The following is a 14,600-nucleotide window of genomic DNA, read 5'->3' on the forward strand; positions in this document are numbered from 1 at the left end:
GGGGGAGTCCCTTAAGAACTTATGGAGTCTAGAAGTTCTATAGATATCGATATTAGCCAATACTTACTACTATTGAAACGTCGTTGGTTGCCAGCGGTTGCTATTTTCCTATTTACAGTTATCTCAGCAGCCTGGTCTACCTTATTTCTTAAGCCTTCCTATGAAGCTGAAGGAAAACTACTGTTTAAGATAGACCGAACCGCTTTCTTGACTGGGTTGGGGGAAGAAATTGACCAGTTACGCCCTCTGGTTGATGCCCAGAACCCTCTGAGTACTGAAGTTGAGGTGATTTACTCCCACCCGCTTCTGCAACAGATCATTGATCAACTCAACCTCACTGATAACGAAGGTCTACCTTTGGAACCGGAAGCCCTCAAAAGAAGGCTCACTATCAAAATTGTGGGTGGTACCGATGTGGTTAGGCTTTCCTACAAGGGTAACAACTCAGACAAAGGGGCGGCGGTGATCAATCAATTAATGAGGCTTTATATAGAGAATCAGATCCTATCCAAAAAGTCGGAAGCAGCAAAAGCCCGTGAGTTTATTACTAACCAACTTCCTCAAAGTGAAGCCAATGTCAGGCAAGCAGAAGCTGCTCTACGCCAATTTAAAGAACGCAATCAGGTTGTATCCCTCACAGAAGAAGCCCGGTCTTTGGTAGCGGTGATGGCTGACTTAGACAGCCAAATTACCACAGTTCAAGCTCAACTTGAAGAAGCCAATGCCCAAGCTGCTGGCTTGAGAAACCAGGTTGGTCTTAATCCCCAGCAGGCAATAGCTATCAGTGCCCTGAGTCAGTCTACTTCCGTACAGGGGGTACTCCAAGAACTGCAAGAGGTTGAGCGGCAATTAGCCGTTGGGAGAAATCGTTACGGTAAAAATCACCCGATCATGATTCGGCTGACCAAGCAGCAACGCTCCCTCACAGGTCATTTACAACAGCAGATTAATCAAATACTAGGCTCTCAGAGTCTGGCTAATACTCAGATACAAATTACTCAAGGGCTTTTAGAAGTTGACCAGCTCAAACAAAAACTGATTAACGATTTTATTGAATCAGAAGTCAAACGTCGAAGTTTAGCAGAAGGCTTAGCAACTCTTGCTAAGGCTAGAATTGGCTATGAACAACGGGTCAATGTTCTGCCTCGGTTGGAGCAAACTCAGCAGCAGCTCGAACAACGAGTCCAAGCTGCCCGCTTGACCTATGAAACCCTGTTGAAAAATCTCAATGAATTAAAGGTCGCAGAAAACCAAGATACCGCTAATGCTCGCATCATTGAGCCAGCAATAGTTCCTAAAAAGCCTTTAGGTGATAAGAAATTAAAGGTGTTGGCTCTAGGGGTGATGTTGGGGGTCACACTAGCCACGACTGCTATCTTGCTCTTGGAAATGAGAGACCGCTCCATCAAAACTCTCAAAGAAGTCAAGCAGTTATTAAGATATCCTGTGCTAGGGGTGATTCCAGTTTTCAAGCACAAGAAGCTCTCCCGTCGTCGGGATGACCTATTCTTTGGAGGGGAATTGCCGGTAAGAGACCAGCCTCATTCCATGGTGAGTGAAGTCTACCGGATGATTCAAGCGAATCTGAAATTTCTCAAGTCTGATCACCCACCTAAAGTTATTGTAGTCACTAGCTCCGTTTCCAAAGAAGGCAAATCTACGGTATCAGCAAACTTGGCCGCTGCTATGGCTCAACTGGGGCGTCGGGTCTTGCTGATTGATGCCGATATGCGTCACCCCTGTCAGCATTATATTTGGCAAGTAATGAATGTGGCTGGTTTGAGCCAAGTACTGATTGGTGAAGTGCCTCTAGAGCTTGCCATCTGTCAAGCTATGGAAAATCTTGATATTCTCACCGCTGGAGTAATGCCTCCTAATCCTTTGGCACTCCTGGATTCTAAGCAAATGGCTTCCCTGATTCAAGAATTTTCAACCCAATATGACTTTGTGATTATTGATGCCCCACCCTTACTTCTGACTGCTGATGCCCTTTGCTTAAATCCAATGACTGATGGCATGTTGTTGGTGGCTCGACCAGGTGTTCTGGATTTCGCTAATGCTAATGTGGCTAAACAAATGTTAGATAGTTCCGGTCAGACGGTTTTGGGTTTGGTGGCTAATGGTGTCATTCAAAAAGATGAATCGATTGGTTACTTTTACCAATCACAGGAATACTTCCATCATGGCTCAGTCAGAAGATTGGCACAGCGTCAAGCTCAGACTAAAAAAACCTCGAATGTTTCCCGGAAATGATTCAAAACTATGACTTATGACTCTCAAATTATGAGTGTAAAAGTTTTCAATATATCAAATCAAGCTAAGCAATAAGTATCCAGCTAATCAATAAAAAAATCGTAGCTATATTTTGGTAAATGGATAATTAATTATGGCTAATCCTCAACGAAATAATCATCAATAACCAAGACAAATTACTAATGGCAATTACTAATTATCCGCTCCATCCATAAGATGATGGTTATTAAACCAATTCAAATAAGCTTTAATTTTAGATAACTTATTAAATAACTACACCAATCCGTGTAGGAATTGTGATAATTTTTGTTCCCTACTCCCTACTCCCTACTCCCTACTCCCTACTCCCTACTCCCTACTCCCTACTCCCTGTTCCCTGTTCCCTGTTCCCTGTTCCCTTTGGTATACTATAATAACTACCATGAAAACCCCTGTAATTGCGATTGGACTGGATGCAGCTGACCCCGTCTTGTTAGAGAAGTGGATGTCCCAAGGACATCTGAAGACCCTCAACAAAATACGGCAAGAAGGAATCTATGGTCGCCTTAACAATACGGTTAACTACAACAATAATAAGACAGTTGAATTTTCCTCCACCGAACCCTTGTGGGTGATGTTTTCTACCGGTTGTTTACCAGATAAAACCGGTTTTTGGGATACCATAAAATTCTATCCAGACACTTATAAAGTAGTCTGCGACAAAGTTTATAGTGGATACGATTATAAAGAATATAATCCCTTTTATGCCTTAGGTGATGACTACCGGGTTGCTGCCTTTGATGTACCAGTATCAGCACTGTCAGATCAAATTAATGGCTTACAAATTTTGGGTTGGGGGGGACATTATCCCTTTGTGCCAAGCCATTCCCAACCGCCGGAATTATTGCCCAATATTATTGCCCAATACGGCAAAAACCCAGTGCTCCATAAAGATAATGGTCGCTGGTGGGATCCAGTTTATTTTAAATGGATTCAGGAAGCTCTAAAAACAAGTATCTCCACCCGCTCAGAGATTTGTCGGGATTTACTTCAGCGTGAACCGTGGGACTTGTTCGTGACCGGTTTCGGTGAAACTCACAGTGCTGGTCATGACCTGTGGGACCGCAGCCAAGCAGATCACCAGCTCTACCCTTACCAGAGCAAAAAGAATGGTAAGGCTGGAGACCCCATGCTGAAAATCTTTGAAGCGGTGGATGATGCGATCGCAAAAATTCTCGCTGCTGCCCCTAAGGATGCCTATATCTTATGTTTCGCAGTTCATGGCATGGCTGCCAATGTTACTGATTTGATGAGCATGATGTTCCTGCCAGAATTGCTCTATCGGTATAACTTCCCTGGCAAATATGCCATTACTCCCAGCAAAATCGGAGTCACTCCCCCAGCACCAATTACTCGTCCAATCCGCAACTCTTGGCCAGGGGAAGTATGGCGAAAGATTTATGAACCCAATCCCATTAAGCAGTTGTTCAACACCTGGACCCATAAAGCCTTTTTACAATCTGGCCAGCACGGTTTACTCTCCCCTTATCCCCTCATGAAGCACAAGGTGCAATTGGGTTGGATGCCAGCTACTCTATATACTCCCCTGTGGCCCAAGATGAAAGCCTTTGCTTTACCCGCCTTTGCTGATGGACATATTCGCATCAACCTCAAAGGACGGGAACGAGATGGTATTGTTGAGCCTTCCGAGTATGATGCTCTGTGCGATAACCTAACAGACTTCCTTTATCGCCTTACCGATGGCAGGACAGGAGAACCATTAGTTAAACAAGTAGTGCGCACCCATAACGTAGCCACAGATGATAACCCCAAACTGCCAGATGCTGACCTAGTAGTCGTATGGCACGAGTGTCCCACAGATGTAGTGGATAGTCCTGATGTGGGACGCATTGGTCCAATTACCTATAATCGTCCTGGTGGTCACCGAGCCAGAGGCTTTTTGATGGCAAGCGGACCAGGAATTACCCCAGGTTCTAGTTTGCCAGAGGCTCATCCTGTAGATATAGCCCCAACCATCTTGACGTTGATGGGAGCACCGATTCCCGACTACTTTGATGGCAAATCTCTACTTAGTCCGACTTTTTCCATCTCAGCCTGAGATATAAATCAACCCTAGGGATAGGGTTTAGTTTACCTATCTGGGGAATTCCTAAGCCTCTTAGATTCAGCCGGTTTAAGGGTGTAGATTCACTCTTACCTGGCCAGATGCTACTAACTTGAAAAAATGTCATCCATTGCCTTAATTAGCAACTATAGGATTGACCCATTGAAATCCGACAATTGCAGATTTAGATCAGGTTTTGTATACATGTTATCTAATAAAACAATTTTTGTCTAAAGTAAGCTCCTGTAGAACAGGATCACTGCTTAATATCAAGTTCAGGAGTATTAGTACTCTTAGGTCAGGGTTTACCCAAAACCTCTGAAGTCAACCAATATCAGAGTGTTGAAATGCCATAATCCCGCCGTACCTTGCCTATTGCTTAACCCGTCAGCTTGCTACGGTGATATTGGTACTTTCATTATACCACAAAAAAGCCTCAAAACATGATATATGTTCTGAAATAGTAACTTTTTGCATATAATACTATGCCTGAAATATTACACCTACAAGTTTTACCTATAAGCCAGGGTTGATGAGAAAACTGTTGGCATTTTTTGAACCAATTTTCACGACTGTTTCCTTGGTGCTCTATTCAGGAGGAGTACTTACTGTAATTTTATCAGGAGGCAGAAGTGAGGGGGATGTCATACAAGAATTTGATTCCTCCCTCAGTAGATTGCTGTTCGTATTAATTTATCTCGTTACCTTTTTCCTCCTAACATTACGGTGGAAAAAAGTACTTTATCTCCTCAGTAAAGATAGATGGCTCAGTCTGTTGGTGGGGATAGCAGTAGTATCTGTTTTATGGTCTTCTGAACCAACAACGACTATCAACCGTGCTGTTGCCCTAATTGGCACAACATTGTTTGGTGTTTACCTCGCCAGCCGCTACACCATGAAAGAACAGCTAGAAATGCTGGGTTGGGCATTCGGAGTAGCAATATTGCTCAGTTTTATGTTTATTGTGGCTCTGCCGAAATACGGGATTATGGGGGGAGTTCATGCTGGAACTTGGCGAGGAATATACGTCCATAAAAATGTTCTTGGCAAAGTAATGGTGCCCAGTGCAGTCGTATTTTTGCTCCTGGCTATTCGGGGCAAAAAAAATAATTTACTCTTGTGGGGGGGGTTTGGCTTTGCCGTAATTCTTTTACTATTTACCACTTCAAAAACTGCACTGGTTAGTCTTATAATTATGTTATTCTCTCTATATCTATACCGGATGTTACGGTGGCGATATGACCTACTGATTCCGGCTATATTTGCCATGACAACATTCGGAGGCAGCGTCTTAATCTGGTTGTTAGATAATGCAGACGCTTTGCTAGGTGCAATTGGTAAAGATGCTACCTTAACCGGTCGTACAGAGCTATGGCCCTTCGTGTTGGACATGATTGATAAACAGCCGTGGCTCGGTTATGGCTATGGTTCATTCTGGAATGGCTTTAATGGTGAATCTGCCTATGTCTGGCGTGCAGTATTGTGGCCAGCTCCCAACGCCCACAACGGCTTGCTCGACCTATGGCTAGCTTTAGGAATCTTGGGAGTATCAATCTACCTAATTGGATTTAGTTTTAGTTTACTAAGAGCTATTGCTTGGCTCCGTGTAAGTAAAACATCAGAGAATCTCTGGCCATTATTGTTCTTAACCTATACCGTGTTAGCCAATATCACAGAGACGTCAGTGATGATACAAAACAATATCTTTTGGGTACTCTACACATCTGTAGCTCTTTCGGTGCTTATTCCATTAGAGCGACAACAAAACATATTGAAATGAATGAAAACTTTCAGTTATTAGTCAGTATTGTCATCAACAACTACAATTACGGTCAGTTTCTACCTCAAGCAATTGACAGTAGCCTGAGTCAGACTTATCCAAATACCGAAGTCATTGTGGTGGATGATGAGTCCACTGACAACTCTCATGATATTATCACTAGCTACGGTGACCAAATTATTCCTATCCTCAAAAAAAATGCTGGGCAAGCATCGGCGCTCAATGCCGGTTTTTATGTCAGCCGTGGGGAGATTGTAATTTTTTTAGATGCTGATGATTACTTATTCCCTAATGCGGTGTCCGAAGTGGTAGCCGTTTGGAAACCAGGGGTAGTCCAGGTGCAATATCGTTTAGAGTTGGTCAATGCCCTTAGTGAATTCATTGGTATCCATCCAGCTCCAGACATAAAATTTGATAGTGGCACCGTTTGGTCAATTTTGTTGGAGAAGGGAAAGTACAGCAGTACTGTAACCAGTGGCAATAGTTTTGCACGGTCAACACTAGCTCAAATTTTGCCTATACCCGAATCCGAATTTACCATAGCTGCTGATGGTTATCTAGTCACCCTGAACCCATTTTATGGGCAAGTGGTATCGATTGAAAAACCCCTTGGGGCATACCGACAACATGGGAATAATTTGTGGGCTTTTTCTAAGGGAACCATTCCCATTGAACGGTTCCGTCGGTCTATCAACCATGATTTCATCAAGTATAACTATTTAGTACGCAAGGCGACTGAGTTAGGCTATCACGTATGCCCAGATTTTAGCGTTCGTGACCCCAATCATTTGATTCACCGTATCGCTTCTTTACGGCTAGATCCTTACCATCATCCTTTTGCTTCTGATTCTCCTTTAGTTTTAGCTTACAAAGGATATTGGTCAATCTGGAAATATTCTAAATTTAATTTGCAAAAAAAGATCCTCTGGAGTCATTGGTTTCTGTGGGTAGGAATAATGCCCCATAGTATAGTAAAACCAGTAATATATTGGCTCCTTTGTTCAGCATCTCGTCCTACAATTATTCTATGGCTATTGAAAATAATCCGCAGAGTAAGACGCCTATTGACCTATAAAAAATTGACTTCTTAACTCATGGTCAGGAGAGCTAAACTCATTGGTATTATGTGGGTAGCACTAACTCCCAATATAATGGGAAAATAAGTAATTTATTAGCTAATTAGTTCAGTATCCCATATTAACATTATTCTCTTAATATATAAAATCATCCCTATACCTACCCTATATTGGAGTCTATGTATTAGTCAAGAAAATCAGCCAAATTACTTAGGATAATCAGCAATATAGTCAATTGTTTTGTAGATTTTTATATAGGTAGAATTAACGGCGAAATAGCAGTGCTATATTACGAGAGAGTTGTTAGTGACTTTACCGAACTTTTTAATCATTGGAGCCCAAAAGGCTGGAACTACCTGGTTATCCCATAATCTCAGGGAACATCCTGAGGTATTTATACCTAGCGATGAGATTCATTACTTTAATAAAAGGTATAATCTCAACCAAGGTATTGAATGGTATAAACAACACTTTGCTGATGTTAATGGGGAAAAAGCGATTGGAGAAAAAACCCCTAATTACTTATGGATCGACCCATTACCTGATGCCCAGGGTAAAGTCTACTATGACCCTCTCGAAGAAATTCCATATTCCCATCGGCTGATCTACGAGACATTGCCTGAAGCCAAATTTATTGTAGTCCTAAGAAATCCAGTTGAACGAGCCATTGCTGCTGTGAATCACTTTATCAAAAATGGAGCTATATCTCTGAATGATGACCTTGATGAGCTATTAGTTGGTCATAAACAATCCCTAGTTGAGCGCTATGGCATCATCGATATGGGACGATATTATCGCCAACTGCAAAGCTACTATGACTACTTCGATCCTAAGCAAATGCTAATTCTAGTCTTTGAAGAAGACATTGCTCAAAATTCAGAGGATTCTATGAAAAAAGTTTGTGAATTCCTTGACATAGATTCTTCCTTTGATTTTAGTAAAAAGTCTAAGAAAGTCCATCAAAGCACTAGTTCACCAATTGCTCGTTATTTGGGAGCCCGTTTCCCGTTTATGCGCGGCGTTATCAATCGTGTTGATCAACGCTTACCCTTACAACACCAAAAGCTTCGCCCCAGTCCATCAGCGATTCAAAAACTCTACACCATCTATGCCAATGATAATCAAAAGCTCTTCAAATTATTGGGGCGGGAGATATCGCCATGGTATAGCAAAGAATTAGTGGGACTAAGCAGCTAGTCAGCCTCAGGGTGAGGATAATGAAAAATTAGCCATCTAAGCAGGGATAAATCAGATAATACATAAGTTGCCTTCAGAGGTATTATGATGCTAACTTTTAGAGTAATATCTTCGATGGCAACTTGGTATAATTCATACCACCTCGCTGATTGTATTATTAGTCTGGGTAATCAGAGATAATTTTCGATCAATGATCAATTTGCCAGGAAATCCTAGCAGCAAAAAGGTATGATATAAACTACTTAATATGAATTTTCAATCCCTCAAATCCAGGCTCATTGGCATATTTCATAAATCCCTAGTACGTAACACGTTGTGGATGCTATTGGCTAAATTTCTGAAGATGATTGTCCAAGCCGCCTACTTCGTGATAATTGCTCGTACCCTCGGTGCTCAACAGTATGGTCTGTTTGCTAGTTTGACGGCTTTAGCGGCGATTATATCGCCTTTTGCTACCTGGGGGAGTGGAGATGTTTTAATTAAAAATGTCTCTAGAAACCGAGCATTATTCAAGGAATACTGGGGCAATGCGCTATTGATGGTTTTTACCTCTAGTGGCTTACTAATTGCCTTAGTTATGCTTATAGCTCCAGGGATTTTACCTGAAGAAACCTCGCCCCTGCTAATATTTTTGGTATTTTTGTCTGACTTACTCTTTTTGAAAATTTTAGCCACTGCTGGTCAGGCATTTATCGCAGTCAGTCAGCTTAAGTACACCGCCCAGATTCATTTTTTACTTAGTCTAAAAAACTTAGTGGCAACACTGTGTTTTGTCAGCTTCTTTCAGACATCAGATATTGTAGTTTGGGCAGCTTTATATATGGCTAGTACAGCAATAGCAGCTGGGGTTGGATTTCTGATGGTACATCGGATGTTAGGAACTCCTAAATTGGCCATATCAAAGATCAAGCCGGAGATGCTTCAGGGATTCTACTTTTCTGTCAACCTTTGTGCTGAAACGGTTAACAACAATGTAGATAAAACTATGCTGGCGCGTCTTTCTACATTACAAGCTACAGGTATATATGCTGCTGCATACCGTTTAATTGATGTGGCATTTGTCCCTGTACAATCTATGTTAGCGGCTGCCTATGCCAAGTTTTTTCAGCAGGGAGCCGCTGGCATCGGAGGAAGTCTCAATCTGTCCAAGCGTCTATCACCAATTGCTGGTATGTACGGAATAGCTGCTGGTATCGGGTTGTTTATCTCGGCTCCAATCGTACCCTACATCATAGGTGAAGACTATAGTGAGGTAGTCAATGCCTTACGTTGGTTAGCACCGATACCGTTTTTTAAAGCCATGCAGTTTTTTGCAGCCGACACCCTGACTGGTGCTGGATTTCAAGGGTTGCGTAGTAGCATACAAGTAACGGCAGCTCTGTTGAACTTTTCGTTAAACCTTTGGTTAATTCCTCTGTATTCATGGAAGGGAGCTGCCTGGTCAAGTTTAACCTCAGATTCCTTGAGGATGCTCAGCTTATGGCTATTAGTGTTTGTCTTATATCGACAAGAGGTGACCAGAACCAAGCGCCTTCAAGAATCGGAACATTAATCTTTCTCTCCTTTCTCTAAGAGGGATGTAACCTAAGATTCGTGACTACTCCCACATCAAATCAAAGATTATGATGTGGGCTTCTCAAACTCACGTATGAGACTTGCTGTTCCTCGGCGGAAGCCGACCCTTCGCGAACGACATCCTGTGCCGATTTACCACAGCCATTGAGCGGCAGTCCAACCGCCAATAATCCACGATTTAAAATATTAATCCCACTGTTCCAGTCACGGTCAATTTTAACGTTACAACTAGAACAACAGTGAACGCGAACGCCTAAACTTTTTTCGACCCTAGAGCCACAGTTAAAGCACTCAATACTTGTGCCACGTGGGTTGACTTCCTGAACTAACAAACCGCGTTTTACCGCTACTGCTTGTAATATCTCCAGAAATGCTCCCCAAGCTGCATCATTTATTGACTTAGCCAATCTGGTTCTAGCAAGACCTTTTATATTTAAGTTTTCGTGAGCGTGATGGTCGTACTTACTGCACAACCAATGAGCAACCTGATAATGAAATTCTTTTCTGCATCGGCTCAAATGAAGGTGCATTAAAGCTACTTTGTGTTTAGCTTTATTCCAGTTTTTAGAACCTTTGACACGACGCGACATCACTTTTTGCGCCTGAGCTAGCTTGCCCTGAGCTTTTCTGTAAAACTGTGGAATAGGTACCGCTTCACCGTCAGATGTAACTAGAAATTTCTCCAAGCCAACATCGATTCCCACAGCAGACTTGATCGAGTCCACTGGTAAAATCTCCGGCACAGTATCATCTTTCATCGAGATACAACAATACCAACCATCAGCCTTTTTGACTACAGTGCATTGCTGTATAGTAAATCCTACGCCCTTCGGGCAAGCTTCGCACTTCAGGTAATGGGCGATGCATCACAACAGGAATTGACCCAATCCGACTCAGTTTTAAAACACCATCAACCAGATGTGCTCCTGCTTTGGGACTGTTAATTCTAGGAAAAACAAACGAGCGAAGTTTTCCAGGTTTTTTAAACCTAGGTCTACCTCCACGCTTGCCATTGGCATCAGGTTTTAGGCATTTATCCCAAGCCTTATTGAGACGTTGCAAGTTAACTTGTTGAGTCTCTGCATAAATTTTTTTGTACTCAGGAAATAACCGCTTAGTTTCCTTGAGCGCTGCCTGTTGAGTGTAGTAATTTACCAGTTCTGGAATTTCACCAATTGGCTCATAACTCACGCTACACCTATCAATCGGACAACGGGTTCGACGAAGCGAATCAAGTCGTTGTCCCAAAGCGTAATTCCAATGGCGGCGCAACAATTCGAGCCACCTTTCCATGGTGACAATTTGTTCAGGACTTGGCTTGAGCCGGTAGCAGTAAGTGAGTATCATGTTTTTAGTGTAGCATTTATCGAATAGGAATGAAAGGCAACTACACAAAAAAAACAGGTCGGTATATCGTTTTACTGTACACATTGTACTATTAACCAAATACAGACGATAAGTCAGATCAGATCAAATTTTGATGTGGCCTACGGCCTCCGCTGCGCGAACAGGTTGAAGCAAATCTGTTCTGACACTTGCGTCATTCTGGGACTGTAATAAGCGTGGAATTCAACGGAGAGATTGATCACATCCACCTGCTTGTTGACCTTAACCCTAAAGTCGCTCCAGTCAAGTTAATAGCAAATATAAAGACTGTGACCAGTAGATTAATTCGTTACTGATTTTCTGATTACTTAAAACAGTTTGACACCAGACAAAAAGGTTTTCACCGACAGGTTCTTATTTTGTAGCTTCCTGTGGCGGCGTCACGATCGAGCAATTAAAGAGTTATGTCCTTGCGCCAGGATTCTCCGTCAGGCAATTCCCAAGGGGCTGTGTGCGGAACCCTGGTTGACTGACAAAAGTTTAGGAGCGAAACCCTGAAACTCTCTATAGACAAGGGTTCTAGGGCTTACAGGAAATGCACTTATGCATTGATCGTTTTGGGCTTCAGATTTTCAGCTTGATCATTTGCCTTCAAGCCTTGCAACTATTGGGCTTCGCAGGGCTCGCTCGGAGAGTGCTGAAACCCTTATTGAGCAATCGATCTGAAATGTTTTGTCAGTCAACCAGGTGCGGAACCTGCGTCCGCACTTTATACGCCCCGTCTCCCGCTAACCCTCCGGGTATAACGGGAGACCCCTTGCCTGTTTAGGTTGGGTAATTGGTCGTAGGTAATTGCTCATGGGTAATTTGTCATGGGTAATCGTTAATCAGATCACCATTACCCATGACCTGGGGTGATTTTCACAAAAAATTTGCTGTTACTTAGGATGAAATTTCACTTTCTTTAATAAAGCTTTACATAATTTTTACGGATATTCTCTTAGAATCAACTAGAGCTAGCAATAAGTCTCTGGCAAAGCCAATCAGGACGTTGGCTTGCTTTTAATTCCTACCTTGGACTTTTAACTAAAGTCTGGGTGAAATGCTATTGCTCGTACTTTTGAAAAACCTCCTAAGCAATCAAAGATAGCCAGTGATCAACTATAGCGCCCTACCAAAATATCCGGGAATGTGAGAGCCCTGTGTCTTTAGACCGGGGATGAAACAGACGCGACGGGGTTTAGCCCGCCGTATCCGTCTTTATAAGTTATAATACAAGGTAAGGAGGTGACAGTAACATGTATAAAACAATTCCAATAAGAGCCACATTCTCAGATGAAGAAAATGCTTTTTGGCTATTTCAATGCGAGCAAGCGAATAGCCTATGTAATTGTGCCATTTATTACTCCAAACAAAAACATTATAGTTGGCTGGAACAACAATCAGAAGCCTTTACAACCTACTGGCGTGGCGATGAATTGCGATATGGCTGGAAGACCTATAAGTGTACTGTGAAGTATGCTGAACTCTGCAAAAGCCTTAAAGACAACCCTCATTACAAGGCGATGGCTGCCCAGTCAGCCCAGCAAACACTCAAAACCGTGGCTGAATCAATTGCCAGTTATAATCAGCTGGTTCGGCTTTATTATAAAGGCCAGGTAGATAGACCAAAGCTTCTTAGATACCGTAAGAAAGGGGGTAAGACGGCTGTTACTTTCCCCCGACAGGCTTTCACCTATAAAAAAGGTTTGTTTTACCCGTCTATCAGTAAGGAAAGCAAACCTGAATTGCTCACTGAAATTGCCTTAGAACCGCCCGATTTTATAGATACAGATTGGGTAAAAGAGGTGACAGTTCGCCCGTATTTGGGAGAGCTTTGGATCGACTGGGTCATTGATGATGGAAAACAACCAGTAGACCTTAACCCAAACCTTGATTACTCTCAAGCATGGAGTTTTGATCATGGCGGCGATAATTGGTTAACCGGGGCTTCGACTCACGGAAAAAGCCTGATTATTGATGGCCGGAAGCTCAAATCCCTAAATCAAGGTTATGCCAGATTAGTTGCTAAGTATAAAGCTGGGAAGCCTGAATTTTACTGGGATGCAAACCTGGATCGCTTTCAAAGAAAGCGAAATAACCAGATGCGGGATGCGATCAATAAGGCAGCTAGATTTATCATTAATCGGTGTCTAAACGATCGCGTTGGAAACCTGATTATTGGATGGAACGAGCGCCAAAAAGATTCATCCAATATGGGAAAGCGGGGAAATCAAAATTTTGTCGTAATTCCCACAAAAAGGCTGATCGAAAGACTAAAGCAACTTTGTCCCGAGTACGGAATTAAACTAACAGTTACCGAAGAAGCATACACAAGCAAAGCGTCTTACCTAGACGACGACAGCCTCCCAAGCCATGGTGAAAAACCCAAAGGATGGAAACCGTCGGGGAAAAGGGTGAGACGTGGATTGTACAAAACTTCTTTTGGGTACCTGATCAATGCTGATTGCAATGGTGCAGCCAACATTGCCAGGAAAGTAGCCAGACAGTTGAGTCTTGACTTGACCAAGCTGGGTAGGGGAGCCTTGACACTCCCGCACCGGTACGACATTTTCAAATCCTTGAATAGATCATATCGGACAAGAAGCGAAAAGGCACGGTTTCAACCTGCCTTGTAGCAACCTTGTAGAATCCCCTCTCTTTTAAGGAGGGGAGATGTCAATATGGCAGGTAGGAGTTAGGTAAATACTTAGTCTACAAGAGTTTGCGTACTCCTGTTTATCAAGTAGTTCGTCCAGTGACTCTACAGTATTTATAGTGTATGACTAGCATCACCAAAATTTCTCAATTGCAACCCCTGACTACTATATTGATACGATTAATACAAAAGGGTATATTACCGACGGAGTTCCGATTCATATCTTTTCAAAATATGAACTATTCAAAGGGTTTGATATTGCTTAAAAGTTTAAGCTGTATTTAACTAGTGATTTAAATATAGATGATCACTATAAAGTGGTAAAATTGCATACTTATTGTATAACTAATATTTAAAATATAGTAAAATAATACATTTTAAATATACCTAATTTATGGAACATATAGGTTATTGGATAATGATAATTCAGTGCTGATAATGATTATGACTAATTCTATAGCAGTAAACAACTGAGAGGAATAGTAGCACTATAGCAGTCCTAAATGATTCGTGAAATATATTGGCTAAAGTGATTGCTATAACCCTTGCCCAGCAACGATTCCAGATTTTGCTGATTTTACAAATGATTTA

The 14,600-nt window shown here is 42.2% G+C and carries 10 protein-coding genes; 8 read left to right on the forward strand and 2 right to left on the reverse strand.

Translation table 11 applies throughout. The features are described 5' to 3' along the window. Nucleotides 1-21: 21 nt before the first annotated feature. The 6 genes from F6J99_RS12985 (at nt 22) to F6J99_RS13010 (ending at nt 9,962) form a co-directional block, all read left to right on the forward strand. Nucleotides 22-2,253 (forward strand): polysaccharide biosynthesis tyrosine autokinase, encoded by a 2,232-nt coding sequence (locus F6J99_RS12985; RefSeq protein WP_293113279.1) that lies wholly within the window; start codon nt 22-24, stop codon nt 2,251-2,253. 421 nt (nt 2,254-2,674) lie between these two features. Continuing rightward, nucleotides 2,675-4,351: an alkaline phosphatase family protein gene (locus F6J99_RS12990; RefSeq protein ID WP_293113280.1), complete on the forward strand. Its 1,677-nt coding sequence runs from the start codon at nt 2,675-2,677 to the stop codon at nt 4,349-4,351. A 550-nt stretch (nt 4,352-4,901) separates the two neighbouring features. Continuing rightward, a complete protein-coding gene (locus F6J99_RS12995; RefSeq protein WP_293113281.1) occupies nt 4,902-6,137 on the forward strand; it encodes an O-antigen ligase in 1,236 nt (411 codons plus the stop codon). Beyond that, nucleotides 6,134-7,228 (forward strand): glycosyltransferase, encoded by a 1,095-nt coding sequence (locus tag F6J99_RS13000; protein ID WP_293113282.1) that lies wholly within the window; start codon nt 6,134-6,136, stop codon nt 7,226-7,228. Before F6J99_RS12995 ends, F6J99_RS13000 begins: the two co-directional genes overlap by 4 nt. Nucleotides 7,229-7,519: 291 nt before the next feature. After that, the gene (locus F6J99_RS13005; RefSeq protein ID WP_293113283.1) at nt 7,520-8,410 is read left to right on the forward strand and encodes a sulfotransferase domain-containing protein; all 891 of its coding nucleotides are present in this window, start codon (nt 7,520-7,522) and stop codon (nt 8,408-8,410) included. A gap of 247 nt (nt 8,411-8,657) precedes the next feature. Continuing rightward, nucleotides 8,658-9,962, forward strand: coding sequence for an oligosaccharide flippase family protein (locus tag F6J99_RS13010; protein WP_293113284.1), 1,305 nt, complete (start codon nt 8,658-8,660; stop codon nt 9,960-9,962). A gap of 61 nt (nt 9,963-10,023) precedes the next feature. Here the strand turns inward: F6J99_RS13010 and F6J99_RS45560 are convergent, their stop codons facing one another. Both F6J99_RS45560 and F6J99_RS45565 read right to left on the reverse strand, forming a co-directional pair. After that, nucleotides 10,024-10,848 carry a transposase gene (locus tag F6J99_RS45560; RefSeq protein ID WP_365973239.1) on the reverse strand — a complete coding sequence of 275 codons (825 nt, stop codon included), beginning with the start codon at nt 10,846-10,848 and terminating at the stop codon, nt 10,024-10,026. Further along, the gene (locus tag F6J99_RS45565) at nt 10,766-11,332 is read right to left on the reverse strand and encodes a helix-turn-helix domain-containing protein (RefSeq protein WP_365973234.1); all 567 of its coding nucleotides are present in this window, start codon (nt 11,330-11,332) and stop codon (nt 10,766-10,768) included. Before F6J99_RS45565 ends, F6J99_RS45560 begins: the two co-directional genes overlap by 83 nt. Before the next feature lie 215 nt (nt 11,333-11,547). Here F6J99_RS45565 and F6J99_RS45570 point away from each other — a divergent pair, with 215 nt between their 5' ends. Together F6J99_RS45570 and F6J99_RS13020 are read left to right on the forward strand one after the other, a co-directional pair. Further along, nucleotides 11,548-11,667, forward strand: coding sequence for a transposase (locus F6J99_RS45570; protein ID WP_365973236.1), 120 nt, complete (start codon nt 11,548-11,550; stop codon nt 11,665-11,667). Nucleotides 11,668-12,609: 942 nt separating this feature from the next. Then, nucleotides 12,610-13,989 (forward strand): transposase, encoded by a 1,380-nt coding sequence (locus tag F6J99_RS13020; RefSeq protein WP_293113285.1) that lies wholly within the window; start codon nt 12,610-12,612, stop codon nt 13,987-13,989. Nucleotides 13,990-14,600: the final 611 nt, after the last annotated feature.

Source organism: Moorena sp. SIO4G3, from assembly GCF_010692305.1.
Lineage (GTDB): Bacteria > Cyanobacteriota > Cyanobacteriia > Cyanobacteriales > Coleofasciculaceae > Moorena > Moorena producens_A.